This is a genomic window from Pseudomonas sp. LBUM1655, assembly GCF_059716085.1.
Genome location: NZ_CP166801.1, coordinates 5697933 through 5724529 on the forward strand (window position 1 = coordinate 5697933; position 26597 = coordinate 5724529).

Here is a 26597-nt window from a genome sequence, read left to right on the forward strand (position 1 = left end):
CTCGCCCGCGCATCCATTTTCAGCATCGCCACGTATATAAAACGTGAAACCCTGGAATTGCCGCGATGAATGGCACAAGCGCCATCACTGAACTAGCCTGTGAACAGCCCGAGATCAGTCCTTGTCGCCCACGCCTTGCCTGGAGACTCATCATTTCCATCGCCGACACCGATCAGCTGCGACACCTGTTGGCCCAGTGTTCACTGGGCGACCGTCGCGCCTTCGAAACGCTGTACCGCAGCGTCGGCCCGCGCCTGCACGGCGTCGCCTTGCGCTTTATGGGCCGACCCGATCTGGCCGAAGAAGTGTTGCAGGAAAGCTTCGTGCGCATCTGGAACAACGCCTCGCGCTACGAAGCGCATCTGTCGGCGCCGCTGACCTGGATGATCAACATCACCCGCAATCAGGCCATCGACCAACTGCGCAAACAGCGCGACCGGCCGCTGAGCGATCTCGAACAGGACGCACTGCCGGACGAAAGTCCTTCGGCGCATGAACAATTGAGCAGCGCCCGCGAGGCTCAGGCGCTGAACCGTTGCCTGGAAACCCTCGACAGCATGCAGCGCCAGTCGATCAGCGTGGCCTACTTTCAGGGCCTGTCGTGTACCGAACTGGCCGAGCATCTGGCCACGCCGCTGGGCACGGTCAAGTCGTGGATCCGCCGGGGCATGGAACGCCTGCGCCGGTGCCTTGAATCATGAACTACCAGACCCCTGCCCTGCGCCGCGCCCTCGCCGCCGATTACGCCATCGGCCTGATGAGCTCGGCTGCGCGTCGACGCTTCGAACAATTGCTGCTCGACGACGCGGCGCTGCGTGCCGAGCTGGCGCACTGGCAAGACACGCTGGCGACCCTCACCGACCCCCTGCCGGAGCAACCGGTGCCCGACCGCGTATGGCATGGCATTACCGCGCGGATTGAGCCGCAAGTCCTGCACGTGCCGGAAAAACGTCCGTTCTGGAACTGGCTGCGCGTTACGGCTGCGCTGTGTTCGATCGTGGTGCTGGTGTTCCTCGGCTCGCTGTACAACCGCGACGACGCCCGCTACCGCGCCACCCTGCTGAGCGCCGACGCCCAACCGGCGCTCAAGGTCGAGGCGCATGCTGATTATCTGCAAGTCGAGCCGCTGACACTGGCCGCCGTCGATCCCGCTCGCAGCCTGGAACTGTGGGCGATCCCGGCGGATGGCAAGCCGATTTCGCTGGGTGTGATCCCGGCGGGGGGTAAGGGCAAGGTTGAGTTGAGTGAGGCGCAGAAAGTCTTGATCGGCAAGCCGGTTGCGTTGGCGGTGACTCTTGAGCCGAAGGGTGGCTCGCCGACGGGCAAACCGACGGGGCCGGTGTTGTATCAAGGGGCGTTGGCGGCGCTCTGACTTTGAATCCATTAGCTCAGATTCTTCTTACCAGGCTCATCACCATCTCAAAAAAAGCTAAAGAACTGTCAGATCTGACAGTTGGCGCCAGTCCCCTACAGCGCCAACATTGGTGCTCCCATTACGTAACGGAGTACAAATGATGAAGTTGAAAATTGTCGCAGGTGTCCTGGTTTCGGCGGCTATGATGAGCACCGCCTATGCAGCAACGTGCCCGACTCTCTCGGTGACCCATTCTCAAGACGCCGAAGATCTAACCTTCACCTCTGCACGCCTTAAAGACAAAGACAGTTCCAATTCAGTTGTTATCTGCCGATTTGAAGGCAAGGACGACATCGCCGCCTCGATCGGTTACAGAAACGATACTCCGGTAAAAGCGACCATCCCTGCGAATTGGAGCGGCGATGACTGTTCTGTCAAGGACGGTGATGCCCGCAAATGCGCGTTCGAGGTAGCGAAATAACAAACAAAAAAGGGCAACCCGAGGGCTGCCCTTCTTATAGGGGTGAAACCTACGCCGCACTAAACAACTTGTGCGGATCAATCACAAACTTCTTCGGCACGCCCGCATCGAACTCGCCATACCCTTCTGGCGCCTGATCGAGGCTGATGACTTGCACGCCGACCACTTCAGCGATGTTGATGCGATCCCACATGATCGCCTGCATCAGCTGGCGGTTGTACTTCATCACTGGCGTTTGCCCAGTGTGGAAGCTGTGGGATTTGGCCCAGCCCAGACCGAAGCGGATGCTCAGGCTGCCCATTTTCGCAGCGGCGTCCACGGCGCCCGGGTCTTCGGTGACGTACAGGCCCGGAATGCCGATCTTGCCAGCTACGCGCACCACGCCCATCAGCGAGTTGAGTACGGTAGCCGGGGCTTCGGATTTCACCCCGTCGTGGCCGTGGCCGCGCGCTTCGAAGCCTACGCAATCCACCGCACAGTCCACTTCCGGCTCGCCCAGCAGTGCGGCGATCTGTTCGTGCAGTGGGGTGTCTTTGGACAGGTCGACAATTTCAAAACCCTGCGCCTTGGCGTGGGCCAGGCGGATGGTGTTGACGTCGCCGACGATCACCACCGCAGCGCCCAACAGACGCGCCGAAGCGGCGGCGGCCAGGCCGACCGGGCCGGCGCCGGCAATGTAAACGGTGCTGCCCGGGCCAACGCCCGCAGTCACCGCACCGTGATAACCGGTCGGCAGAATGTCGGAGAGGCAGGTCAGGTCGCGAATTTTCTCCATGGCCTTGTCGCGATCCGGCAGTTTCAGCAGGTTGAAATCGGCGTACGGCACCAGCACGTATTCGGCTTGGCCACCGGTCCAGTCGCCCATGTCGACGTAACCGTAAGCGCCACCGGCACGGGCCGGGTTGACGGTCAGGCAGACGCCGGTGTGTTGTTCTTTGCAGGAACGGCAGCGCCCGCAAGCCACGTTGAACGGTACGGAGACCAGATCGCCGATTTTCAGGTTCTCGACGTCGGAGCCTTTTTCAATCACCTCGCCGGTGATCTCGTGGCCCAGCACCAGACCGGTCTGCGCCGTGGTACGACCGCGCACCATGTGTTGGTCGGAGCCGCAGATGTTGGTGGAAACCACTTTGAGAATGACCCCGTGCTCGATCTTGCGACCGCGCGGGTCCTGCATTTTCGGATAGTCGATTTTCTGTACTTCGACCTTGCCAGCGCCGAGATACACCACACCACGATTGCCAGACATGCTTTCACCTCGCTGTTGTTTTTATGAAACCGCGTTGCCCAGGCAGGCAGCGCGTTAAATGCTCGGTAAATCAAAAGATCGCAGCCTTCGGCAGCTCCTACATGAATCGCATCCCCCTGTAGATACCGTCTTGCCCCTCATCGGGCAAGGGCAATTTTCGGGTCAAATGGCTGGCCCGATTTAAGAACGGCGTAGACAAAATGTAGGAGTTTGCGCATCGCTGCACAGATGATTTGCTTGGGGGCCTTGCCGTTGGCCTTCAAGCGGTCCTTCATGGCGATGATTGCCTTGTTGTGCTTCAGTGCAACCAACCCAGGCATGTATAGACCCGCCCGAACGCGAGCCGATCCGATCCTCGAAATCACTGTTCTGCCTTTGAATTTTCCCGAGTCCTGCAGCTTTGGGTTCAACCCGGCGGCAGCGACCAGCTTGCGAGGGTCGTCATATTTACGCAGGTCGCCCAACTCGGCCAGCAGCCGCTCAAGGGTTTTCTGGCCGATACCGTCGATGGTCACGATCAAGTCGCGCATTTGGCGCATGTCTGGATCATCGTCGATGTGTTTTTTGATTGATTTGTGAGTTTCAACGATCTCTTTCTCGATGTGACGCAGCACAGAGTTGATCGAGTCTTTGACCTTTTCGTCGGATACATCCAGGCGATTGAGCTCCATTTGCTCCATTTCCTGAAGGTCATCCAAGCGACGTACCATCGCCTTTAGCTGACGATATTTCAGCGGCTCTGGAGCCCAAAGCTGAAGCTTTTCAGCCTTTTCCCGAGCAAAGTCAGCGATCAATTTGGCGTCGCTTTTGTCGGTTTTGATCCGGCGCAGCTCGCTGTCGGCGTAAGCGTGGGTCGTAGCCGGATTGACGACGCAGACCCGGTAACCCTTGTTGTAGACGAACTCGGCAAGTTCCAGGTGATAAACGCTGGTGGCTTCCATCACGATCAGAGCTGTAGGCTCGACCTGCTTGTTCAGCCAGGCGTCAAACTCTTTGAAACCTTTTGAGTCGTTAGCCAGTTTGGCCTTGGTTTTGTGCTTGCCGTTTGGCAGGTGAGTGGCAATATCAAAGGTATTTTTAGCGACATCGACGCCGACGAAATTGGACATGACCGTTTCTCCATTAATCCGTTTTCGATCATCACTGCACTCTGTCCAACCTTGCGAATGCGGGCTCTCGCCAGAGACGGGCCCAAGATACCGTTCGAACTATACGAGTGAGTGTGGAGGGCTGGAGCACGATCTACATCACAGGCAAAAAGCCTAAGGAGCTGCACGGCTTCCAAGTCCCTCCCTCGATGATCAGTCGAGAACTATCGCTCCTGACGGAGCGATAGTCGAGATACAAGGAGCTGCCGAAGGCTGCGATCTTTTAGCTATCTAAAGAACGACCGTGCGATTGGCGTTGAGAAACACCCTGCGCTCAATGTGATAGCCAACGGCGCGGGCCAAGGTCAGGCCTTCGATATCCCGTCCTTTGGCAATCAAATCTTCCGGGTAGTGACTGTGATCCACCGCCTCGACACCCTGGGCAATGATCGGCCCTTCATCGAGGTCGTTGTTGATGTAATGCGCGGTCGCACCCACCAGTTTCACGCCCTTGTTATAGGCCTGGTGATACGGCTTGGCGCCCTTGAAGCCCGGCAGCAGCGAGTGATGAATGTTGATCGCCTTGCCATCGAGCTTGCGGCACAGCTCCGGCGACAGCACCTGCATGTAGCGGGCGAGAATCACCAGTTCGGCGCCAGACTCTTCGATCACCTGCAAGACCCGACGCTCCTGCGACGGTTTGTCGTTGGGATCGAGGGGGAAATGGTAGTAGGGAATCTGATGCCAGTCGGCCAACGGCTTGAGGTCCGGGTGATTGGAGACCACCGCCGCCACGTCCATCGACAACTGGCCGATACGCTGGCGGTAGAGCAAGTCGTTGAGGCAGTGATCGGCCTTGGAGACCATGATCACCACTTTTGGCCGGTAGTTCGGCGCGGTCAGCTCGAAGATCATGCCGAAGGCCTGGCCACGTTCGGCGAGGCCGGCGCGGAAGGATTGTTCGTCGAAACCGTCGGGCTGGCGGAATTCCACACGAATGAAAAAACGCCCGGAGAGGCGGTCATCGAAGGAATGGTGCTCGGTGACGTAGCAACCCTGCTCGAACAGAAAACGCGTCACCGCGTCCACGGTGCCGAGAACGCTGGGGCAGTCGGCGGTCAGAATCCATGTGTCTGGGGCGCGGCTCATGGTGCGGTGACTCCTGTTTCAACATCTGTGAGCAGAGTGAACTCTGTGGCTATGCTGAACTGCTTTTGTGGTGAGGGGATTTATCCCCGATCGGCTGCGAAGCAGTCGTAAAACCTGTGTATTCGATCTACCTGATAAACACTGTGGCTGGTTTGGGGCGGCTTCGCCCCCCGTCGGGGATAAATCCCCTCACCACAGAAGCACGCACGACGGCAATTCAGTGTCAGGCCTGCACGCTCAACCCGTATTCAGCCGAAGCATCCTGCAACCACAACCACCAGTAATCCGAGAAGCTGCGACGGATCAGCAGCTCCCAAGTGTCCTCAGCGGTATGACGAATCATCAGCTGCGACTTGGCGAACACCGTGCCCACGGCTTTGCCGACCGGGAAGTTGTTCGGGTGCACGTCGTAGCTGGTGGACTTCATCAATACCTGACGCACATTCGGCCCGCTCAGTTCAAGCACTTGCTGGCCGCCGCTGACGTTGACGATCGCGATGTGCAGATCACCCAGCGCTTCACGCAGCTTCTGCTCGGCGGCGAGTTCTTCGCCGCTCGGCACGATCAGCAGCCACTCATCCGGGCCCATCCATTGCAGGCTGGTTTCACCTTTGACGATCACGCTCAGGGCGCCGGGCAGTTCAATGCCCAGGGCCTTGTGCACGCCAGCGGCGAATGCTGCTTCGTGACCATCGCCACGGATGGTCAGGTGGCCCAGTAATTTTTTCTCACGCACGATCACGCCGGCATTCTTGCGGCCCTTGCCGACCAGACTGGCGAGGTCGGCATGGTGCAGCGACGACTCGGCACGGGCACCGGTGGTCGGGCGTTGTTGGTACACGTTGGCTGTGGTCATAAAGCACCTTTGCTGAATTCTTGATCGTTCCCACGCTCTGCGTGGGAACGATTAGTGTCAGATGTTCTGGCGATCACCCTTCGGATCGAAGAACACCGAAGAAACAATCTCTGCCTCGATCACGCTGCCATCGGCCAGCGGTGCGAACACCCGCTCACCCATGCGCTTCAAGCCGCCCTTCACCACGCCCATGGCAAACGAATAACCGAGGGAGTTGTGCGCGTAGCTGGAAGTCACGTGGCCGACCATCGTCATCGGGATCGCCTGTTTGGTGTTGAACACCAACTGCGCACCTTCCGGTAGCCATTTAGTCGGATCGATCGGCTTCAGGCCTACCAACTGTTTGCGCTGATCACGCACACAATCTTCACGGTTCATGCCGCGCTGGCCGATCCACGAGAACGGTTTGGTGCGACCGACGCACCAACCCATGTTCAGATCGTCCGGGGTCATTGAGCCGTCAGTATCCTGACCGACGATGATGAAACCTTTCTCGGCGCGCAGAACGTGCATGGTTTCAGTGCCGTACGGGGTCAGGTTGTACTGCTTGCCGGCCTCGACGATTTTCTCCAGTACGCCCATCGCATAGTCGGCCTGCACGTTGACTTCGTACGACAGCTCACCGGTAAACGAGATGCGGAAAACCCGCGCCGGCACACCGCCAACCAGACCTTCTTTCCAGGTCATGAACGGGAAGGCTTCGTTGCTCAGGTCGATGTCGGTCACAGCGCTGAGCAGCTTGCGGCTGTTCGGGCCGGACAGGGTCATGGTCGCCCAGTGGTCGGTCACGGAAGTGAAGTACACCTTCATGTCCGGCCATTCGGTCTGGTGGTACAGCTCCAGCCATTGCAGCACGCGCGCCGCGCCGCCGGTGGTGGTGGTCATGACGAAATGGTTGTCGGCCAAGCAAGCCGTCACACCGTCGTCGAAGACCATGCCGTCTTCTTTGCACATCAGGCCATAACGGGCCTTGCCCACGTCGAGCTTGGTCCAGGCGTTGGTGTACACGCGGTTGAGGAACTCGCGGGCATCCGGGCCTTGAATGTCGATCTTGCCCAGGGTCGAGGCGTCGAGCAGGCCGACGCTGTCGCGCACGGCTTTGCATTCGCGCTTCACGGCAGCGTGCAGGTCTTCACCGTTTTTCGGGAAGTACCATGGACGTTTCCACTGGCCGACGTCTTCAAACTCGGCGCCGTTTTTCAGGTGCCATTGATGCAGCGCGGTGTAACGAACCGGCTCAAAGATGTGCCCGCAATGCCGGCCGGCCACGGCGCCGAACGTCACCGGCGTGTAGTTCGGACGGAACATCGTGGTGCCCATCTGCGGGATGGTCACGTTCAGCGAACGGGCGGCGATGGCCAAGCCGTTGACGTTGCCGAGCTTGCCCTGATCGGTGCCGAAGCCCAGTGCGGTGTAGCGTTTGACGTGCTCGACCGACTCGAAACCTTCACGGGTCGCCAGTTCTATGGCGGCGGCGGTGACGTCGTTTTGCAGGTCAACGAATTGCTTCGGCGCGCGGGCAGTGCCCTTCTCATGCGGCACCTGGAACAGCGCCAGCGTCGGCTCTTCGAGACGGCTCAGGGCTTTCGGCAGCGTGCCTTCGACCGCCGCGAAGCCGGCTTCACTGGCAGCGCGCACGCCACCTTCAAAACCATCGGCCAGCGAATCGCCGAGACCGTAAACGCCGTTGATGCCACCGACGCACACGCGTTTCTGCGGGGCTTCGCCCGGGATGAAACCGAGGATGTCTTCGCGCCAGGTCGGCTTGCCGCCCAAGTGCGAGGCCAGGTGAACCACCGGGCTGTAACCACCGGAAGTCGCGACCACATCGCAGTCGAGCCATTCGCCCGGGCTGGTCACGGCGTGCGCCTTCACATCAATCGCGGCGACGCGGGCAGCGGTAACCCGCTTGCTGCCACGGGCCTCGATCACGGCACTGCCGGTGAGGATGCGGATGCCTTTGGCGCGGGCTTCTTCGACCAATGCACCGCGCGGATTGCTGCGCGCATCGGCGATGGCCACCACTTGCAGACTGGCGTCGAGCCAATCCAAAGCCACGCGATAGGCGTGATCGTTGTTGGTCGACAGCACCAGTTTTTTACCCGGCGCCACGCCGTAACGGCGCACGTAAGTCGAGACCGCACCGGCGAGCATGTTGCCCGGCACGTCGTTGTTGCCGTAGACCAGCGGACGCTCGCAAGCGCCGGTGGCCAGCACCACACGCTTGGCGCGGACACGGTGAATGCGCTGACGTACCTGACCGATCGGTGCGCGGTCGCCGAGGTGATCGGTGAGGCGTTCGTGAATGGTCAGGAAGTTGTGGTCGTGGTAGCCGTTGACCGTGGCGCGCGGCAACAGCAACACGTCCGGCGTGTCCTTCAATTCAGCGATGACACTGGCAACCCAATCCATCGCCGGTTTGCCGTCGAGGCTTTCGCGGGAATCAAGCAGGCTGCCGCCGAACTCTTCCTGCTCGTCAGCCAGAATCACCCGGGCACCGCTGCGCGCGGCCGCCAGAGCGGCGGCGAGACCGGCAGGGCCGGCGCCGACGATCAGCACGTCGCAGTGCTGGTTCATGTAGTCGTAGGTGTCCGGATCGACTTCGGTCGGCGAACGGCCCAAACCGGCAGCCTTACGAATGTACTTCTCGTAAGTCATCCAGAACGATTGCGGGTACATGAAGGTTTTGTAGTAGAAACCCGGCGGCATCAGCTTGCCGCCGACCTTGCCGAGAATGCCCATCATGTCGTTGTTGACGTTCGGCCAGCCGTTGGTGCTGGTGGCGACCAGGCCTTGGTACAGCGCCTGTTGCGTGGCGCGCACGTTGGGGATCTGCGTGGCTTCGGTCGCGCCAATCTGCAGCACGGCGTTCGGCTCTTCGGCGCCAGCGGCGAAGATGCCGCGTGGACGCGAATACTTGAAGCTGCGGCCGATGATGTCGACGCCGTTGGCGATCAGCGCAGCGGCCAGCGAGTCACCCTCGAAGCCTTTGTAGGTCTGACCGTTGAAGGTGAAGCTCAGCACTTTGTTGCGGTCGATCCGTCCACCGTTGGACAGGCGATTGGTCTGGCTCATACCTTCTCTCCCAGCGCCGTCGTGGCTGTTTTCGCAGCATCAGCCTTGTCGGTGAATTGCGGCTTGGTGCCGATCTTGTAGGTTTCGAGAATCTCGTAGGTCACGGTGTCGCGGGTGACGTTGAAGTACTGACGGCAGCCGGCGACGTGATCCCACAGCTCGTGGTGCAGACCGCGCGGGTTGTCGCGGAAGAACATGTAGTCGCCCCACTCTTCATCAGTGCAGGCGCCAGGGTCGAGCGGACGCGGAATGTGCGCCTGACCGGATGCGTGGAATTCCTCTTCGGAGCGCAACTCGCCGCAGTGAGGACAGAAGATATGCAACATGGGGATTTCTCCTGTTAGTGGGCAACCGCAGCAGCGCCGTGTTCATCGATCAACGCACCGTTGTGGAAACGGTCGATGGAGAAAGGTGCAGCCAATGGGTGCATTTCACCCTTGGCCAGACTCGCGGCAAACACGTTGCCCGAGCCAGGTGTGGCCTTGAAGCCGCCGGTGCCCCAACCGCAGTTGAAGAACATGTTCGGTACCGGGGTTTTCGAAATGATCGGGCAGGCGTCCGGCGTGGTGTCGACGATGCCGCCCCACTGACGGTTCATGCGTACTCGCGACAGCACCGGGAACATCTCGACGATGGCCTGGATGGTGTGCTCGATCACCGGGTACGAACCGCGCTGGCCGTAGCCGTTGTAGCCGTCGATACCGGCGCCGATCACCAGATCGCCCTTGTCGGACTGGCTGATGTAGCCGTGCACGGCGTTGGACATGATCACGCTGTCGATAATCGGTTTGATCGGCTCGGACACCAGCGCTTGCAGCGGGTGGGATTCGATCGGCAGACGGAAACCGGCGAGTTTGGCCATGTGCCCGGAGTTACCGGCCGTGACCACACCGACGCGCTTGGCGCCGATGAAGCCCTTGTTGGTTTCAACGCCAATGCACACGCCGTTTTCCTTGCGGAAACCGATCACTTCGGTCTGCTGGATCAAGTCCACACCAAGGGCGTCGGCGGCACGGGCAAAGCCCCACGCCACGGCATCGTGACGGGCCACGCCGCCGCGACGCTGAACGGTTGCGCCCAGCACCGGGTAACGGGTGTTCTTCGAGCAGTCGAGGTACGGAATCTCGTCGGCGACTTGCTGAGCGTTGAGCAGTTCGCCATCGACGCCGTTGAGGCGGTTGGCGCTGACCCGACGCTCGGAATCACGGATGTCCTGCAGGGTGTGGCAGAGGTTGTAGACGCCACGCTGGGAGAACATCACGTTGTAGTTCAGATCCTGCGACAGGCCTTCCCACAATTTCATCGCGTGTTCGTACAGGTGCGCCGACTCATCCCACAGGTAGTTGGAGCGGACGATGGTGGTGTTGCGCGCGGTGTTACCGCCGCCCAGCCAGCCTTTCTCGACCACGGCGACGTTGGTGATGCCGTGCTCTTTCGCCAGATAGTAGGCCGTCGCCAGACCGTGCCCGCCGCCGCCGACGATGACCACGTCGTAGACCTTTTTCGGCGTGGGCGTGCGCCACATGCGCTGCCAGTTTTCGTGGTGGCTGAGGGAGTGTTTGAAGAGGCCGAAGCCCGAATAGCGTTGCATAGTCATTTACTCCAGAACGCTCAGCGATAAACCGGGAAGTCTGCGCACAGGGCCGAAACCTGCTGGGCGACATTGGCCTCGACATCGGCATCGCCGAGGTTGTCGAGGATGTCGCAGATCCAGCCGGCCAGCGTCACGCACTGGGTCACTTTGAAGCCGCGCGTAGTCACCGCCGGGGTGCCGATGCGCAGGCCGGACGTCACGAACGGCGACTGCGGATCGTTCGGCACGGCGTTCTTGTTGACGGTGATGTGCGCGCGGCCGAGGGCGGCGTCGGCGTCTTTGCCGGTCAGGCCCTGACGGATCAGGCTGACCAGGAACAGGTGGTTGTCGGTACCGCCGGACACTACATCGTAGCCACGTTTGATAAATACGCTCGCCATGGCCTGGGCGTTGTCGATCACTTGCTGCTGATAAGCCTTGAAACCCGGCTCCAGCGCTTCCTTGAAGCACACGGCTTTACCGGCGATGACGTGCATCAGCGGGCCGCCCTGAGCGCCGGGGAATACGGCAGAGTTGAGTTTCTTCTCGATCTCTTCGTTGGACTTGGCCAGGATCAACCCGCCACGTGGGCCGCGCAGGGTTTTGTGCGTGGTGGTGGTGACCACGTCAGCGTACGGCAGCGGGTTCGGATAGAGACCGGCAGCAACCAGACCCGCGACGTGGGCCATGTCGACGAACAACAGCGCACCGACCTTGTCGGCGATCTGACGGAAGCGTGGGAAATCCAGAGTCTTGGAGTACGCCGAGAAACCGGCAACGATCATTTTCGGTTTGCACTCGACGGCCAGACGCTCGACTTCGTCGTAATCGATCAGCCCGGTCTTGGTGTCGATGCCGTACTGCACCGCGTTGTAGAGCTTGCCCGAGGACGACACTTTGGCGCCGTGGGTCAAGTGACCGCCGTGGGCCAGGCTCATGCCGAGGATGGTGTCGCCCGGCTGGATCAGCGCCAGATACACGGCACTGTTGGCCGAAGAACCGGAGTGCGGCTGGACGTTGGCGTAATCGGCGCCGAACAGTTGCTTGGCGCGTTCGATGGCCAGCGCTTCGACTTTATCCACATGCTCGCAGCCACCGTAGTAGCGCTTGCCCGGATAACCTTCGGCGTATTTGTTGGTGAGGCCGCTGCCCTGCGCTTGCATCACGCGTTTGCTGGTGTAGTTCTCCGACGCGATCAGCTCGATGTGATCTTCCTGACGTTGCTCCTCGGCATTCATCGCCGCCAGCAGTGCATCGTCGTAACCCTGGATCTGGTCTTGCTTGCTGAACATCGCGTCTCTCCCAGCGGCGGCGGTGCGCCATTCGTCTCGGTCAGGCACCTGCGTGCCCTTTGATGCGATGGTATGACCGGTGCAGACAGCTCAAATGCCTACGGACGCCACGCAAAGGTGCGTTTACGACATGGCGGGAAATCACCCGGAGAACACAGTCCCCTGTAGGGTCATACGTAGAGCGAGCAGTATCAGGAAATGCGCGGGATAGAGGGCGTAGGCCCAGCGCCTCATCGGTGGCGGCTGGAAGGTTCGGGCATGTCGCAACAGGAGCATCCCCAGCCATGGCGCAATCAGGCAGGTGATGAGGCCCAAGACTGCCAACTCGTTACCGAACTGCGCCGATTCGAGCAACACCCGCCATTGATTCGCCGCCAGGCACACCAGCCCCGGCAACACAGCGAAATACCACGGACGACGAATCACCAGCAGAATCGCTAACGGCAACAAAACACCGAAGAAACCGAACATCAGTCGCTCCGAATACAGCGCTGCCAGCAGCAGGCTCGTGGCGCCGAGCAGTCGCGAAACCAGCGCTCCATCCTGCCAGCCCCGCGCCACCAGCAAACCCAGCGCCAGCGTCGGCATCACGTTTAACGTATCGGGATCAGGAATGTACATCCGATAGGGAATTTCGCTGACGGCGCTGAAAACCACCAACCACCCCAAATAGCGCCACTCAGTCTGGCGCGCTCCGTCACGCGAAAGATTCGCCGCCATCGCCAGACAGAACCACGGAAACGCCAACCGCCCCGGCACATACAACCAATCGGCGGAGTAGCCGACATATCGCAGGTGATCGAGCAACATGCTCAGCAGCGCCAGCCACTTGAGCAGATCCAGCGCGCCGTCGCGTTTTCTCAGGTGCATAATCGGCCCGTGTCCTTGTAGAGTTCTGCCAGCGACATCCCGTGTGCTCCCCGGATGATCTTCGGTAAAGTGCGCACCATCATTGACCAACGAGTCGCCACAAGCGACTCGACCACGGAAGCCGGCCATGACCGACAAGAGCCAACAATTCGCCAGCGACAACTACTCCGGTATCTGCCCTGAAGCCTGGGCCGCCATGGAACAGGCCAATCACGGCCACCAACGCGCTTACGGCGACGATGAATGGACAGCGCGCGCCGCTGATCATTTCCGCAACCTGTTCGAAACCGACTGCGAAGTGTTCTTCGCCTTCAACGGCACCGCCGCCAACTCGCTGGCCCTGTCGTCGCTGTGCCAGAGTTACCACAGCGTGATCTGCTCGGAAACCGCCCACGTCGAAACCGACGAATGCGGCGCGCCGGAATTCTTCTCCAACGGCTCGAAACTGCTGATCGCCCGTACCGAGAACGGCAAGATCACACCGGAATCGATCCGCGAAGTCGCGCTCAAGCGCCAGGACATTCACTACCCTAAACCGCGCGTGGTCACCCTGACCCAAGCCACCGAAGTCGGCAGCGTCTACACCCCGGAAGAAGTCCGCGCCATCAGCGCCACCTGCAAGGAGCTGGGCCTGCACCTGCACATGGACGGCGCGCGTTTCTCCAATGCCTGCGCGTTCCTCGGCTGCTCGCCGGCCGACCTGACCTGGAAGGCCGGCGTCGACGTGCTGTGCTTCGGCGGTACAAAAAACGGCATGGCGGTGGGTGAAGCGATCCTGTTCTTCAACCACAAACTGGCCGAAGACTTCGACTACCGCTGCAAACAGGCCGGGCAACTGGCGTCGAAAATGCGCTTTCTGTCGGCGCCGTGGGTCGGCATCCTCGAAAACGACGCCTGGCTCAAATACGCCCGCCACGCCAACCACTGCGCGCAGTTGCTGGCGGAACTGGTCAGCGACATTCCCGGCGTTGAGCTGATGTTCCCGGTGCAAGCCAACGGCGTGTTCCTGCAACTCTCGGAACCGGCCATCGCGGCCCTGACCGCGAAAAACTGGCGTTTCTACACCTTCATCGGCAAGGGCGGCGCACGCTTCATGTGCTCGTGGGACACCGAAGAAGAACGCGTACGCGAACTGGCGCGCGATATCCGCGAAGTCATGTCCAACTGATCCCTTGAGCCGATAAGATCCCCTGTGGTGAGGGGATTTATCCCCGATGGGCTGCGCAGCAGCCCCAAAACCTGCCATTGAGTTTCTGTCTGACAGCGACTGGATTCAGACTTTAGGCCTGCTGCGCAGGCCATCGGGGATAAATCCCCTCGCCACAAAGCTACACCCCACCTACCGCGTTTTCTGCTTGGTCTACATTGTTTGTCGAGCCTCCGCTCACATAACAACAAGCAGGAGCATCGGCATGTCGCTACAAGGAAAAACCCTGTTCATCACTGGCGCCAGCCGTGGCATCGGCCGTGAGATTGCGCTGCGCGCCGCCAGGGATGGGGCCAACATCGTGATTGCGGCGAAGAGCGCCGAACCTCACGCCAAATTACCCGGGACCATTCACAGCGTCGCGGCGGAAGTCGAGGCGGCGGGCGGAAAGGCTCTGGCCCTGCAAGTGGATGTGCGTGATGAAGACGCCGTACGCCAGGCGCTGGCTCAGGCCAACGAGCACTTCGGCGGCATCGATGCCTTGGTGAACAACGCCGGGGCGATCAAACTTACCGGCGTGCAACACATCGAACTCAAGCGTTTCGACCTGATGCACCAGATCAACACCCGCGCCGTGCTGCTGTGCAGTCAGGCTGCCCTGCCCTATCTGAAGAAATCCGCCGGGCACATTCTCAATCTGTCACCGCCACTGAATCTGGCGACCAAGTGGTTCGCCCAGTACAGCCCTTACACCGTGACCAAGTACGGCATGAGCATGCTGACGCTGGGGATGAGTGAGGAATTCGCCAATTACGGCATCAGCGTCAATTCGCTGTGGCCGCAGACGATGATTGCCACGGCGGCGATCGAGTTTCAGCTGGGTAATCGCGAGTCGTTCAAGCATGCGCGTACGCCTTCGATCATGGCGGATGCGGCGCATGTGATTTTGAGCAGCAGCGGACGGCGGATTACTGGGCGGTTACTGATTGATGAGGAGATTTTGCGTGAACAGGGCGTGACTGAATTCGATCATTACCGCTTCGAGCCGGACAGCGACGCAACCCTGATGCCCGACCTGTTTGTAGATTGAAATACACAACCTCCGTGGGAGCGAGCCTGCTCGCGAATAGGCCGTGTCAGACAACGCAGATGCTGAATGACACACCGCATTCGCGAGCAGGCTCGCTCCCACATTGGAGTTGCGCCAATCTTTAGAACTCGATGCGCACGTCGCCTTTGGGCACGCTGCAGCACGACAGGATGAAACCCTCCGCCTCGTCGTCCTCGGTAATCCCGCCGTTGTGCTCCATCTCCACCTCGCCCCCCAGCTTGAGCACTTTGCACGTCCCGCAAATCCCCATGCCGCAGGCTTTCGGGATCATCAAGCCCAGCTTGGCCGCCGCCGCATGCACGGTCTCGCCCGGTGCCACACGAATGCTCTTGCCGGACGAGGTGAATTCCACCTGATGCAGATCCGCCGCATCGATTTCCGGTGCGTCGGCGGCCTGTTCGGCTTGCTCGACTGCATCAGCCCGCGCTTCGGGTGGCGTCGCACCGAACGACTCTTCGTGATAACGCGACATGTCGTAGCCAGCGTTTTCCAGCAAGCGCTTGACCGCCGTCATGTACGGCGTCGGCCCGCAGCAGAACACTTCGCGCTCCAGAAAGTCCGGAACCATCAGTTCCAGCATCTTGTGGTTCAGATAGCCGCGATACCCGGCCCACGGCTCGCCCAGACCATGCTTCTCGCAGATCAGGTGCAGGCTGAAGTTGTCGATCCGCGACGCCATGTGTTCAAGCTCGCGGTGGTAAATGATGTCTTTCGGCGAACGGGCGCTGTGGATAAACGTCATGTCGACGTTAGCGTTGGTGTCGTAGAACCAGCGCGCCATCGACATGCACGGGGTGATGCCGACGCCGCCGCTGAGGTAGAGGACTTTAGGACTCGGGAAGTCGATACCGTTAAACAGCCCGACCGGCCCGTGCACGGCCAATTCCTGGCCTTCATGCAGCGTGTCGTGCAACCAGTTGGACACCTTGCCGCCCGGCACGCGTTTGATCGTCACCGAAAAGCTGTACGGCACCGACGGCGAACTGGAGATCGTGTAGGAGCGCATGATCGGCTGGCCTTCGATCTCCAGCTCCAGTGTCACGAATTGCCCGGGCTTGAAGAAGAACAGGATCGGCTGGTCGGCCATAAAGCAGAAGGTGCGCACGTCCCAGGTTTCCTGGATGACTTTGACGCAACGGACGATGTGTCGGCCATTGGCCCAGGTCTGGGTGGTGACCGGATTCAGGAAGCTGTTGGACATGCTGTTCTCCACGGCCGACTGTCGGCCTCATGTCGGCGATTCTGCGTATAGCGCGAACCGCCCGTTTACCTATCCGCGACATTGACATACTTATCGCGACCAGCCCCCAACCGCCGGGGGTTGCGCGTCGGGAACAGATTGCATCATGTCGCCCATGGATAAGGTTCCCGCCTGCGCCGGCCCCACACTCGCCTCACACCAAGACGAATTCTTTACACCTTGCGTAGCAACCGTTTACAGCACACCTGATTAGCCACTTTCGCCGGCCACGCAGATGGCCATGAGGATCACATCGATGGACGTCACCGCAAAAATCAGCCTGGGCGATCCGCTGGAACCCGCACGCAAGGCCACCGCACAGATGCTGCAGGAGCGTGAGCGCACTTTCTCGCTGCCGCAACCGTTCTACAGCGACGAGCGGCTGTTCGATATCGACATGCAGGAGATCTTCCAGAAAGAGTGGTTGATCGCCGGCATGACCTGCGAGATCCCGGCCAAGGGCAACTACATCACCCTGCAGATCGGCAAGAACCCGATTATCGTCATTCGTGGCGCCGACGGCGTCGTCCATGCCTTCCACAACGTCTGCCGTCACCGTGGCTCGCGCCTGTGCACCAGCGACAAGGGCAAGGTCGCCAAACTGGTCTGCCACTACCACCAGTGGACGTATGAGCTGGACGGTCGCCTGTTGTTCGCCGGCACCGAAATGGGCGCCGACTTCGACATGAAGGAGTACGGCCTCAAACCGGTGAACGTGAAAACCGCCGGCGGCTACATCTTTATCAGCCTGGCGGAGAGCCCGCCGGCCATCGATGACTTCCTGTCGACGCTGAACCACTACATGGAACCGTACGACATGGAGAACACCAAGGTGGCGATCACCACTACCTTGATGGAAAAGGCCAACTGGAAACTGGTGCTGGAAAACAACCGCGAGTGCTACCACTGCAACGCCTCACACCCGGAACTGCTGAAAACCCTGCTGGAATGGGACGACGTTACCGACCCGCGCGCCGATCAGGCGTTCAAGGATCACGTCGCCGCCTCCGCCGCTGCCTGGGAAGCCGAGAAGATTCCTTACGCCCACGCCAGTTTCGGCCTGCGTAACCGCATTGTGCGTATGCCGCTGCTCAAGGGCACCGTTTCGATGACCCTCGACGGCAAACAGGGCTGCGCCAAACTGATGGGCCGGATCAAGAATCCGGACCTGGGTTCGATGCGCATCCTGCACCTGCCGCACTCGTGGAACCACTGCATGGGCGATCACATCATCGTCTTCACCGTGTGGCCGATCAGCGCCCAGGAAACCATGGTCACCACCAAGTGGCTGGTGCACAAGGATGCAGTGGAAGGCGTGGATTACGACGTCGAGCGTATGCGCCAGGTGTGGGACGCGACCAACGATCAGGATCGTCGCTTGGCCGAAGAGAACCAGCGTGGGATCAACTCCACGGCATACCAGCCTGGGCCGTACTCGAAGACTTATGAGTTTGGCGTGGTGAACTTTGTGGATTGGTACAGCGAGCGCCTGCTGAACAACCTCGGCGCCGAGCCAGCCCCTTACCTCAAAGGTGTGCCCGTCCAAGGCTAAAAGCATCGCTGGCAAGCCAGCTCCCACAGGGTACTGCGGTGTACACAAATGTTGTGATCACCTCAAAACCTGTGGGAGCTGGCTTGCCAGCTATGGCGTCAGAACAGCCATCGCATCACTTGGATGACCACCTCACACTGCCATCCTCACCAATAAACTCCTCAAAAATCTCCTCCCCCACCAACCTGATTTTCGCGTACCCGTTCAACACCCGATCCGGATATGCCGGGTCCTTCGCACTCTGCGTCTCCGACCACAGCACCCGCGAATGCCCGTCCAGCTCACTGGCGTTGCCATACGGAATCGCCCCATGCCCGGCACAGCGCGCCTGCAATCCGCCCTGCTGCGCGTAAACAATGCCGTTATGCAGATGCCCCCAGTACCAATAATCCGGCTCACGCCCCAGTGCATCGCACACCGGTTGATACAGCGCAGTCTTGTTATGCCCGGAAATATCGAAGCCCTGGTGATGACTGAGCACCATGATTTTTTTGCGCTTGGGCAGTGCCTTCATCCATTCGATCTGCGGCTCATTCAAGGTACCGTCCATGTACAGGTTCAGCGCATCCGACGCATAAGCCGAATCCAGCCCGACCACCAGCCAGTCATCGTTGATCAACGCGAAATAGCTAGTGCCCTGCTGTCCCGGAAAACGCTTGGCCAGTTCCTTGAAATAGCCGTGGGCGCCGCTGTACATCTCGTGGTTGGAGTTGAGCGTGAATGAGCCATGCGTGCCCATCGGCCAGCCAGCCATGTCGACGTCTTCCTGCGAGTGGCTGCCGGCGTAATACACATCGCCCAAGTGAATAGTGAAATCGGCCTGGGCCAGTTGCATCTGGTTGGCCACCGATACCGCCGGCGCATGGCTGTCGAACGGCCCGGTGCCCCAGTCGCCGGCAATCGCCAGGGTTACGTCGCGCTCCATCTGCACCACGGCGGGATCGGTGCCGAAGGTCGCGTGATGGCGCAGGTTTTCGATCCATTTGAGCAGCGCCTCGCTCCACAACAGATCCAGCAGTTCCCACTTGCGACACCCGAGCAAACTGCCGTCCTTGAGTACCCGGGTTTGCAGTTGATCGCTCGACTGCGGCAATGGCGTGGCATTGCCGATGCGCAGGATCGACAAGCCGTGCGACAACTCCCACGGCACGCTCGGTTCGTCGCTCGGCAACTCGCCGTTCTTCAACACGTAATGCGCCTGATCGTGCCCGCGTTGCAGCAGCTTGATAATCGCCTGAAACTCCTGTGGCTCAAGCTCGCTGACGAGCTTCATCCAGGCCATTTCCATGCGCGTGATCAAGCCGTGAATGCGCACTTTGACCTTGTCGTACTCGTGTTCCCAATGACTGACCAGTGACATGGCGTATTCCTCTATCCGTAAGGGCTCACAGGGTTTTCATGAATTCGATCAGCGCACGCTTGTCGTCGTCCGACAGCGTCGTGCCATACAGGTGACCGCTGTTGTGGTTGCCCTCCAGTCGTGTGTCGTACTTGAAGTCGGCCGAGGCTTTGGCTTGCGCGCCGCTGGTGACAAACCCGACATTGAGCGGGTCGTAGACGTCGGAGCCGGTGATAAACACCTGTGGACGTTTTTCCGGCGGTTGCAGCAGGTCCCACAAGGTCGGTACCGAGCCGTTGTGCAGGTAGGGCGCGCGCAGCCAGACGCCGTCGGTCGGCGTGTTGCTGTAGCTTTGGGTCTTGCGGTAGGCGCCGAAGTCGAACGGCGGTTTCTTGAAGGTGTGGAACGCGGTCACCAGCCCCGTGGTGAAAGAGTCCAGCCGATGTGGATCGGTGCCGAGCTGGTCGATGTTGGTGGTGACTTGCCCGGTGTCGGCACGACCGAAGTCATGACAACCGGCGCAGTTGTTGTCCCAGATCGGTTTGCCCTGAGCGACCTTGGCCTGATCCAGCGCCCACGGCCAGGCCGGTGGCTTGCGCCCGAGCAACCAGTTGGTCACACGGTTGAAGCTTGGCGGCAGTACCGATTCCGGCGTTGCGCCTACAGCCATGGCGGCGGCGTAGTTGCGCTCGTGGATCTTGTTGTTATTGCCGTCCCAGTGCAGGTACATCGATTCCCGCGGTTTCTGGTTCCAGACCTGTGGCAGGTCGACGGTGCCGATGGTCGAGTCATCCGGGAAGCCGAATACCACCATTTTTGTCGGGTTGAAGGTGTCGGTACGACCCGGTCCCTGTTGTGGACGCAGCTTCTGCCAGGCGTAGGCCTGCTTCTGCTTGAGCAGCGCACTTTTCGCCATCGGGATAATCAGGTAGCGGTTGTAAAGCCGTTCGAAAAAACCCAGCTGGAATTTGCTGTTGATCGCCGCCATCACCGAGTCGGTGGTGAATTTCGGATCGCTGGCGCAATCGTAGGCGTACCACTGAAAGGCTTGCAGTTGCAGGGTGTTGGCCGGCGCACTCGGCACGTTGACGGCGACGTCGCTAGCGTTTGCCCGGTAGGAGCCGGTGTGGCACAGCGCGCAGTTCGGCTCCACGGTCGGGTAGCCGATCTGCCGCTTGGCCATGCCGATCGGCAGGTCCTTGCCGTTCTCATAGAGAAACCCGAAGACTTCCCAGCCGCCGGGCTTCGGTAGTTTTTCCGGGCACATCTGCGGCAGCACGGCGAACAGGTAATACGGGATTCGCGCTTCGATACCGAGGCCGATGGCGGCGTATTTGTAGTGGTCTTCGTCAGAGGCGTATTCCTGCTCCGGCACCACCCGCAGCATCTGATACCAGGTCTGGTAACCGATGAACGCCAGCAATGCCACAACGATAAAGGTGCCGACCTTGAAGCTGTGGCTCTGCCAGTGCCGCGCCCACGCGGCCCGCCATTCGCGCCAGCCATCGCACAGCAGCGCCCATGGCCGGTTCTCGGGAGTGGTGCCCAGGTACAGCAAAATGCCAAGGATCAGGAAAAAGCTCAGATCGCCCATCAGCATCGGCACGAATACCGAGCCTTGAATGCTGGTGTTGATCAGGTAGATCCAGAACACCACGGCGATCAGCCGCGTCAGTACGCACAACCAGGAATGCACCACGTAGCGCGGCGCGTTGAAGCCCGAGGGCATGTAAAACACGCTGATACCCACGAGCAGCATCCCGGCGTTTTCCAGCCAGGGATCGGAGAGTTGCGGCGGCAGACCGACCACCGATGTCAGCAACCCCGGCGCAAACAGCGCGGGGATCGCGAACACCATGTTCATTGCAATGCCTAGCCAGATGAAGCGCTGAAACCAGCGGATGTAGGTGTCCATGTCATCCATTTCCTTGTACATAACTGGATCGAACCCATTCCTGTGGCGAGGGGATTTATCCCCGATCGGCTGCGAAGCAGTCGCAAACTATCGCCTGCGGTTTGTCAGGAACACCGCGCGGCCTGATTTGGGGCCGCTGCGCGACCCATCGGGGATGAATCCCCTCGCCACAAAGGACTTTCTCTGCACAAAAGATCAATGACAGGTGTCAACCCAAGGCAGTTTTCTCCAGGTGTTCAAGGATGATCGGGTACACATCAACCACCGCGTTCTTGCCGAACATGCAATCGATATGGCCGTAGCCCGGCACCACCTGCCGGCTGTAACGCTCCGGCCCGTGCAGGTCACACAAGCGCTGATAGGTTTTAAGCGTGCTTTCCGGCAGGTAACACTGGTTTTCAGCACCGCTGATAAAACAGATCGGCATGGTCAACCGATCAAAGTGCGGCATGTATACATCGTTGCCTTTGAAATCCACCAAGTGCCCTTTGCGCACGATCAGCGCCAGATGCTCGAAGGTCTCGATGTTCGACTCACCGAACAACTCATGCAGGTTGTCGTGCAGGGTTTCGTTGAGGGTGTCATGGCGGTACAGCGAGGCGTACATAAAGGTGATGCGGTGGCACACCGGGTTGGTGCAGTAGCCCTGAGCTTCGAAACGCGCGTAGCCGTTAAGGGCCTTGTCGTAGAGTTTGTTGAACCAGTTCTCCTTGCTGTCGGCGTAAGCGGTCATCGACTTGACGCCGATGGCGTCAAGCATGCCCGGCAGGTGCAAACCGGCCTTTAACCCGGTTGCAGTGGCGACCACCGTGTCGGCAGCAATCTGCGAGCACACTACCGAACGCACGCCCTGCAAACCGGCCAGCAGCGACATGAAGAACGTCGTTGCACCATAGCAATGCACCACGCACTGCACGTCTTTCGCCTTGGTTTGCTGCTGGACCTGCGCGATGGCCGCCTTGAAGTCGTACTGGGCAATCTGGTCGCCGTTCCATTCCTTCTTGCTCGCCGGCAGCAGAATGCTCACGCGAAAATCCAGCAGCCACACGTCGTAATCGTGCTTGCACAGGTACTCCAGCAGGTTGGTCTGGATGGTGTCGGTGGAAAAAATATTCGAACCCACGCCCAAACCATGCACCAGCATCACCGGGCCTTTCGTACCTGCCTGATACCGGGTCAGGCGCAGTTCGACGCCATCCTCGGTGGGAAAGAAATGCACCGCCGGGATTGGCGCATCCAGCGGCCGTTTCAGCCGTGGCGGCGCGTCAGGGTTGAAGTAGATATCCCCGGCAAATACCCCGCCATAACTTTCCCAGAGAATCCCGGCGAAGAACTTGCCAAAACGCGCCAGCCCTTCGATGCGCTCACGCTCGTTGCGGGCGTTGAGCACCGTCATGGTGGTCATCTGCTTGGCGAAATCAGTCGGATGGATGTGCATCACCCCCGAACCGATTACCTCGCCGCTCTTGTCCGGCCCGCGATACAGCGTCACGTAGAGCGTGCTGGTGTCGTGCCAGATGTTCAGCACGCCGTTGTCTTCCGGCACGGTTTTGAACGCACTGAAGAAATAATCGCTGCCGTCCTCGGCGGTCAGTTTCATGTCGTACTTCATGTGCCGCGTATCGACCTGTTGCTCGAATTGCTCGAACAGGTTGAACACGCCGTTGCTGGCCGTCAGCGGTTTTGGCGACAACGCCGGAGCGATCACCGTACCGACAATGGTCGCGGCGTGTTCCGGCTCCTTGATCATCCGGTTCATGTCGTTGGCGGTGATGGTCAGGGTGAAGTCGATGGGCGAATTGTCTGCCTCACCACGTTTGGCCGCCGCTTCGTAGACCTCCAGGTCAGTGCTTTGTGCGGCGGTAAAGGCCCGGGAGAAGTAACCCTTCATGGTTTCGGTGAACTGCACGCCCAGGGTCGGTGGCGCGACTTGTTTGCGCGGTGCCGAGGGCAGCGTGTAGTCGATCTGCCAGCCCCGGTCAGCGGCGAGCAGGCCCATGTTGCGCTCGCTCACGGCAGAAATGGTCAGCAGTGGATTGACCGCCAAAGACGTCGGAATCACCGCCCCATCGGTCACGTACAGATTGGCGTAAACGTCGGTACCGCTGGCGCCGCTGAACACCTGGCCCTTGTGATTGACCACGCCTTGTCCGGCGTCCTCACCCATTACGCAACCGCCCAATGGATGCACCGAGACGATGCTGTGCTTGAGCAGCTTCGTCCAGATAGGATTCTCCACCCAGATACCACCGAGCGCCTTGGTGCTCTGGTGCAGACGGTCATTGCCGAGCTTGAAGTTCTCTTGCTCGCCGACGCCCGGCCAGTCGATGCGCAGTTGATCCTTGTTATCCAGCACCATCCGCCCCTGGCCGCTGTCGTGGCTCATGATCAGGTAGGTCTGCATATTGTGCAGCGCGCCGTAATACGGGCCGCGCAGGAAGCTTTCGAGTTCGCGTTCCTTGTATTTCAACTTGCCGCTGAAACTGTCGTCGGTGGCCACCCCGATCATCTCGGCGAAACCGGCCATCGCCGGCACCATCGGCCGACCGAGGGCGCCGGGGATCGAACCCTCTTCGATGACCATCCGGCTGCGCCAGTCGCCTTCGGTGCGCATGTCGATGATCGAGGTGATGCACGGGCCGACCGGGTGCAGCTCTTTGGCCGGATTCGCGCCGAAACCAATGCCGTTGATGGTCTGCTCGCAGTTGTGGCCGAAACCGAGGATATCGCCATTGCCACTCATGTTCTCGCCGAGCTGGTCGGACATCGCCAGCCCTTTGTCGCGCGAGCGCAGCAGAATTTCCGTGGAGCCCAGTGTGCCGGCGGACACCACGACGATGTCGGCCTTCACAAACAGCGTCGGCGCGGAAAACTTCTCGCGACCGCTGTCCAGATACTGGAAGTGCACGATCCAGCCGTCACCGTCACGCTCCAGATGCCGCACTTCGGCCTGACAGAAAATCTCCGCGCCGTGATTCCAGGCGTCCGGCAGATAGTTCATCAGCGTGGTGTTCTTGGCCTTGTTGTTACAGCCCGACACGCAGTCGCCACAGTGGTTGCACGGCAGTTGTTCGACGCCGACGTGATTGAGGTTATTGGGCAGCTTGTCGAAGGTCACGTTGATCGGCGGCTTGTAAAAGTGCGCGCCTTGCTTGAGGTACTCCGCGGACTTTTTGTTGGCGTCGAGCTTGGGCAGATTGGGTGCAGTGTCCGGATAAGGATTGGGCTTGAGCATTTCCCGGGCACGGGCATAGCCGTCCTTGAGCAAGGTGTCGCGGTGTTCACGCACTGCCTGCGGCCAGCGCGGATCATCGAACACGCCGGGCTTCGGCTCCAGGGCGACGTTGGCGTTGATCAGCGAAGTACCGCCAAGGCCGCAACCGACCACGACGTTCTGCTGAGCGTTGACATGCAGGTCGAACAATCCAGTGCGCGAGCCGATATGGCCGTCGGGATCATGCACCTGCAATTCTTCGGTGGCGGCAATCACGGTGTTGGGGTATTCGCCGGGCTGAATCTCCCGGCCGCGTTCCAGCAGGCACACGCGTTTACCGGCCCGGGACAGGCGCGACGCAGCAATGCCGCCGCCATAACCGGAGCCAATGACAATGACGTCGTAGTGTTCCTTGATCTCGCTGATGGGCGTTGCGATCCGTGTCATGAGGTGGTTCCTCTAATCAGGCAGATGGGGGCAACTCTGCGGTTGCCTGCAATCAATGGGCGAACGGGCACCTGGCCTCCGGAGCGAGTCCGGCGACAGCACAGCAATCGAGGCAGGATTTACACGCTACAGACGAGCATGCTGATTAGCGGCGCGACGTAGCGTGCGCTTGCGTGGATGGGGTGGGGGGCGGTGTGTACGGCTATCCATCATGCGTTCTCCCAGAACCAGATGTGGATAAGTGACGGCTGTCCTTGTGCTATTGCAGTGAAGACAGCGGAGTAATCGAAGTCAAGGCAACGCCTTAGAACTGTATGAAATGTGATCAATTGCGATTTGGACTATAGCCGCCGGGGCTTAGCGGCTTTGGCGAACAAGTTATCCACATAGCCACCCACAGCAATTGGGGACAACTGTGGATGAGTTGGAAAAACATCGGTGAATAAGTGAAGAAAAAACGTGACTTATCCAGAAGCATGGTTTGGGATAAGCGTTGGATGTTTTTTGATCAATTCTCTACAAGCCACGTATTAATTGGCCTGTAGCGGATAGCGAACACGTTATCCACAGAAGCGCCAACAGAGTTCGGGGGTAACTTTGCGGGTGCTGTGGAAAAGCATCCAAGACTGTGAAAAACCGGGCGTTATAGAGAGGCGATCGGATGAGAATCCGCGATTTGATCAGTTTTTGACCAATCTCTTGAAAGCCACGTTCTATAAGGCGCTTAGCAGATAGCGAACATCTTATCCACAGAAGCGCCAACAGAGATTGGGGGCAACTTGCGCAGTTTTCCAGCGAAAAAAGCGTGGAAAAACCGTTAGTTAGGCTGGTTGTTTTTTGATCTGGGGCCTGGAGGGCTTGATTGGCGTGGGGTGCAGGGATGGGCGAACACGTTATCCACAGATTGGCCAACAGGGATTGTGGGTAACGTGGCCTCAAACCGCCTGTTGTTCGCAGGTATCAAGCACGATGCATCAGATAGGCGTCACCCGTCACACGGATCATTGGGTGAGGCGTCACCTGACAGGTTTTGACGATGGCGAAACCATGCCTTTCATAAAACCTTCTTGCGCCGGTATTGGCGGCATAGTCGATCAGACTCAAGCCATTGAGCGCCAAACGCTCTGCGCGCGCCTGAGCATACTCAAGAAACTGCACGCCCAATCCCTGATTACGCCAGCCTTCGTGCAGCGCCAGGCTGGAGATGTAGAGCGTGTCCGCAACCTCCATATCGGCGTAAGGCGCCAGCACCGGATCGGTAGGGGGTGTCGGATCAGGATTTTCGTGTGTGGCATAACTGTGCATCATCCCGACGACGCGGCCGTCGGCTTCAGCGATGAGGCAGTTCTGAAAAGAAAAGTCGACATCTTCGCGGGCATATCGACGTGCACCGACATCCAGTAGCGCTTCCCCAGGCTCGGCCAACTGACTCCAGATGTAATCCGCAGCCCCCTCCGAGGAAATCTGGAACAAGCGGGCAATCTCACGCGCATCCGTACGCCGCGCAGGTCGAAACTCAACAGTCATTCACTTGACTCCTTATGGCTTGAGCGTTGTTTTAACCCGCGTTTGAAACCCTCGACAACCTGCATTCGACGACTTTACATGTCAGTCAATGACTGCCTGTCATGTCATCGCCCGCAGG

Annotated in this window: 20 protein-coding genes; 6 read left to right on the forward strand and 14 right to left on the reverse strand. The window is 59.7% G+C overall.

Going from position 1 to position 26597, the window contains the following annotated elements; translation table 11 throughout:
* Positions 1–65: 65 nt before the first annotated feature.
* The 3 genes from ACA074_RS25650 to ACA074_RS25660 all read left to right on the forward strand — a co-directional run bounded on the left by ACA074_RS25650 (position 66) and on the right by ACA074_RS25660 (position 1835).
* Positions 66–701 (forward strand): RNA polymerase sigma factor, encoded by a 636-nt coding sequence (locus tag ACA074_RS25650; RefSeq protein WP_497678009.1) that lies wholly within the window; start codon positions 66–68, stop codon positions 699–701.
* Positions 698–1372 (forward strand): anti-sigma factor, encoded by a 675-nt coding sequence (locus ACA074_RS25655; protein WP_497678010.1) that lies wholly within the window; start codon positions 698–700, stop codon positions 1370–1372. The genes ACA074_RS25650 and ACA074_RS25655 overlap by 4 nt, the downstream gene beginning before the upstream one ends.
* A 139-nt stretch (positions 1373–1511) precedes the next feature.
* Positions 1512–1835, forward strand: coding sequence for a hypothetical protein (locus ACA074_RS25660; RefSeq protein ID WP_489879364.1), 324 nt, complete (start codon positions 1512–1514; stop codon positions 1833–1835).
* Positions 1836–1884: 49 nt separating this feature from the next.
* Here ACA074_RS25660 and fdhA read toward each other — a convergent pair whose 3' ends face one another.
* From fdhA to ACA074_RS25705, 9 genes are all read right to left on the reverse strand, one after another.
* On the reverse strand, positions 1885–3084 hold the full coding sequence (gene fdhA, locus ACA074_RS25665; RefSeq protein ID WP_042561444.1) for a formaldehyde dehydrogenase, glutathione-independent: 1200 nt from the start codon (positions 3082–3084) through the stop codon (positions 1885–1887).
* A gap of 137 nt (positions 3085–3221) precedes the next feature.
* Positions 3222–4193 (reverse strand): IS110 family RNA-guided transposase, encoded by a 972-nt coding sequence (locus ACA074_RS25670; RefSeq protein ID WP_497657778.1) that lies wholly within the window; start codon positions 4191–4193, stop codon positions 3222–3224.
* Positions 4194–4463: 270 nt separating this feature from the next.
* Positions 4464–5321 carry a formyltetrahydrofolate deformylase gene (gene purU / locus ACA074_RS25675; RefSeq protein ID WP_187679646.1) on the reverse strand — a complete coding sequence of 286 codons (858 nt, stop codon included), beginning with the start codon at positions 5319–5321 and terminating at the stop codon, positions 4464–4466.
* A 223-nt stretch (positions 5322–5544) separates the two neighbouring features.
* A complete protein-coding gene (locus ACA074_RS25680) occupies positions 5545–6177 on the reverse strand; it encodes a sarcosine oxidase subunit gamma (RefSeq protein ID WP_497658226.1) in 633 nt (210 codons plus the stop codon).
* Between the two features lie 57 nt (positions 6178–6234).
* A complete protein-coding gene (locus ACA074_RS25685; protein WP_497678011.1) occupies positions 6235–9252 on the reverse strand; it encodes a sarcosine oxidase subunit alpha in 3018 nt (1005 codons plus the stop codon).
* Entirely contained in the window at positions 9249–9578 is a 330-nt protein-coding gene (locus tag ACA074_RS25690) for a sarcosine oxidase subunit delta (RefSeq protein WP_457465923.1), read from the reverse strand. The genes ACA074_RS25685 and ACA074_RS25690 overlap by 4 nt, the downstream gene beginning before the upstream one ends.
* A gap of 14 nt (positions 9579–9592) precedes the next feature.
* Complete coding sequence (locus ACA074_RS25695; protein WP_095187127.1) at positions 9593–10843, reverse strand: sarcosine oxidase subunit beta; 1251 nt, start codon at positions 10841–10843, stop codon at positions 9593–9595.
* Between the two features lie 20 nt (positions 10844–10863).
* The gene (gene glyA / locus ACA074_RS25700) at positions 10864–12117 is read right to left on the reverse strand and encodes a serine hydroxymethyltransferase (protein ID WP_187679650.1); all 1254 of its coding nucleotides are present in this window, start codon (positions 12115–12117) and stop codon (positions 10864–10866) included.
* Positions 12118–12258: 141 nt separating this feature from the next.
* Entirely contained in the window at positions 12259–12987 is a 729-nt protein-coding gene (locus tag ACA074_RS25705) for a TraX family protein (protein WP_401270875.1), read from the reverse strand.
* A gap of 127 nt (positions 12988–13114) precedes the next feature.
* On the opposite strand from ACA074_RS25705, the gene ACA074_RS25710 reads away from it, so the two are divergent.
* Together ACA074_RS25710 and ACA074_RS25715 are read left to right on the forward strand one after the other, a co-directional pair.
* Positions 13115–14155: a threonine aldolase family protein gene (locus tag ACA074_RS25710; RefSeq protein WP_305440202.1), complete on the forward strand. Its 1041-nt coding sequence runs from the start codon at positions 13115–13117 to the stop codon at positions 14153–14155.
* A gap of 244 nt (positions 14156–14399) precedes the next feature.
* Positions 14400–15224 carry an SDR family oxidoreductase gene (locus tag ACA074_RS25715; protein WP_497678012.1) on the forward strand — a complete coding sequence of 275 codons (825 nt, stop codon included), beginning with the start codon at positions 14400–14402 and terminating at the stop codon, positions 15222–15224.
* A gap of 121 nt (positions 15225–15345) precedes the next feature.
* Here the strand turns inward: ACA074_RS25715 and gbcB are convergent, their stop codons facing one another.
* Positions 15346–16446, reverse strand: coding sequence for a glycine betaine monooxygenase reductase subunit (gene gbcB, locus ACA074_RS25720; protein WP_401270880.1), 1101 nt, complete (start codon positions 16444–16446; stop codon positions 15346–15348).
* A gap of 295 nt (positions 16447–16741) precedes the next feature.
* On the opposite strand from gbcB, the gene gbca reads away from it, so the two are divergent.
* Positions 16742–18037, forward strand: coding sequence for a glycine betaine monooxygenase oxygenase subunit (gene gbca, locus ACA074_RS25725; protein WP_497615495.1), 1296 nt, complete (start codon positions 16742–16744; stop codon positions 18035–18037).
* A 115-nt stretch (positions 18038–18152) separates the two neighbouring features.
* Here gbca and ACA074_RS25730 read toward each other — a convergent pair whose 3' ends face one another.
* The 4 genes from ACA074_RS25730 to ACA074_RS25745 form a co-directional block, all read right to left on the reverse strand.
* Positions 18153–19397, reverse strand: a complete 1245-nt coding sequence (locus tag ACA074_RS25730) for a metallophosphoesterase family protein (RefSeq protein WP_401270885.1) — start codon at positions 19395–19397, stop codon at positions 18153–18155.
* 25 nt (positions 19398–19422) lie between these two features.
* Positions 19423–21291 (reverse strand): c-type cytochrome, encoded by a 1869-nt coding sequence (locus tag ACA074_RS25735; RefSeq protein WP_401270887.1) that lies wholly within the window; start codon positions 21289–21291, stop codon positions 19423–19425.
* Between the two features lie 208 nt (positions 21292–21499).
* Positions 21500–24952, reverse strand: a complete 3453-nt coding sequence (locus ACA074_RS25740; RefSeq protein WP_497678013.1) for an alpha/beta fold hydrolase — start codon at positions 24950–24952, stop codon at positions 21500–21502.
* 960 nt (positions 24953–25912) lie between these two features.
* A complete protein-coding gene (locus tag ACA074_RS25745) occupies positions 25913–26479 on the reverse strand; it encodes a GNAT family N-acetyltransferase (protein ID WP_497678014.1) in 567 nt (188 codons plus the stop codon).
* Positions 26480–26597: the final 118 nt, after the last annotated feature.

Excerpts from the sequence above, each read along its gene's own strand:
- ACA074_RS25650 (WP_497678009.1), top strand. The coding sequence starts at position 66 with ATGAATGGCACAAGCGCCATCACTGAACTAGCCTGTGAACAGCCCGAG.
- ACA074_RS25655 (WP_497678010.1), top strand. The coding sequence starts at position 698 with ATGAACTACCAGACCCCTGCCCTGCGCCGCGCCCTCGCCGCCGATTAC.
- ACA074_RS25660 (WP_489879364.1), top strand. The coding sequence starts at position 1,512 with ATGATGAAGTTGAAAATTGTCGCAGGTGTCCTGGTTTCGGCGGCTATG.
- fdhA (WP_042561444.1), bottom strand. The coding sequence starts at position 3,084 with ATGTCTGGCAATCGTGGTGTGGTGTATCTCGGCGCTGGCAAGGTCGAA.
- ACA074_RS25670 (WP_497657778.1), bottom strand. The coding sequence starts at position 4,193 with ATGTCCAATTTCGTCGGCGTCGATGTCGCTAAAAATACCTTTGATATT.
- purU (WP_187679646.1), bottom strand. The coding sequence starts at position 5,321 with ATGAGCCGCGCCCCAGACACATGGATTCTGACCGCCGACTGCCCCAGC.
- ACA074_RS25680 (WP_497658226.1), bottom strand. The coding sequence starts at position 6,177 with ATGACCACAGCCAACGTGTACCAACAACGCCCGACCACCGGTGCCCGT.
- ACA074_RS25685 (WP_497678011.1), bottom strand. The coding sequence starts at position 9,252 with ATGAGCCAGACCAATCGCCTGTCCAACGGTGGACGGATCGACCGCAAC.
- ACA074_RS25690 (WP_457465923.1), bottom strand. The coding sequence starts at position 9,578 with ATGTTGCATATCTTCTGTCCTCACTGCGGCGAGTTGCGCTCCGAAGAG.
- ACA074_RS25695 (WP_095187127.1), bottom strand. The coding sequence starts at position 10,843 with ATGCAACGCTATTCGGGCTTCGGCCTCTTCAAACACTCCCTCAGCCAC.
- glyA (WP_187679650.1), bottom strand. The coding sequence starts at position 12,117 with ATGTTCAGCAAGCAAGACCAGATCCAGGGTTACGACGATGCACTGCTG.
- ACA074_RS25705 (WP_401270875.1), bottom strand. The coding sequence starts at position 12,987 with ATGCACCTGAGAAAACGCGACGGCGCGCTGGATCTGCTCAAGTGGCTG.
- ACA074_RS25710 (WP_305440202.1), top strand. The coding sequence starts at position 13,115 with ATGACCGACAAGAGCCAACAATTCGCCAGCGACAACTACTCCGGTATC.
- ACA074_RS25715 (WP_497678012.1), top strand. The coding sequence starts at position 14,400 with ATGTCGCTACAAGGAAAAACCCTGTTCATCACTGGCGCCAGCCGTGGC.
- gbcB (WP_401270880.1), bottom strand. The coding sequence starts at position 16,446 with ATGTCCAACAGCTTCCTGAATCCGGTCACCACCCAGACCTGGGCCAAT.
- gbca (WP_497615495.1), top strand. The coding sequence starts at position 16,742 with ATGGACGTCACCGCAAAAATCAGCCTGGGCGATCCGCTGGAACCCGCA.
- ACA074_RS25730 (WP_401270885.1), bottom strand. The coding sequence starts at position 19,397 with ATGTCACTGGTCAGTCATTGGGAACACGAGTACGACAAGGTCAAAGTG.
- ACA074_RS25735 (WP_401270887.1), bottom strand. The coding sequence starts at position 21,291 with ATGGACACCTACATCCGCTGGTTTCAGCGCTTCATCTGGCTAGGCATT.
- ACA074_RS25740 (WP_497678013.1), bottom strand. The coding sequence starts at position 24,952 with ATGACACGGATCGCAACGCCCATCAGCGAGATCAAGGAACACTACGAC.
- ACA074_RS25745 (WP_497678014.1), bottom strand. The coding sequence starts at position 26,479 with ATGACTGTTGAGTTTCGACCTGCGCGGCGTACGGATGCGCGTGAGATT.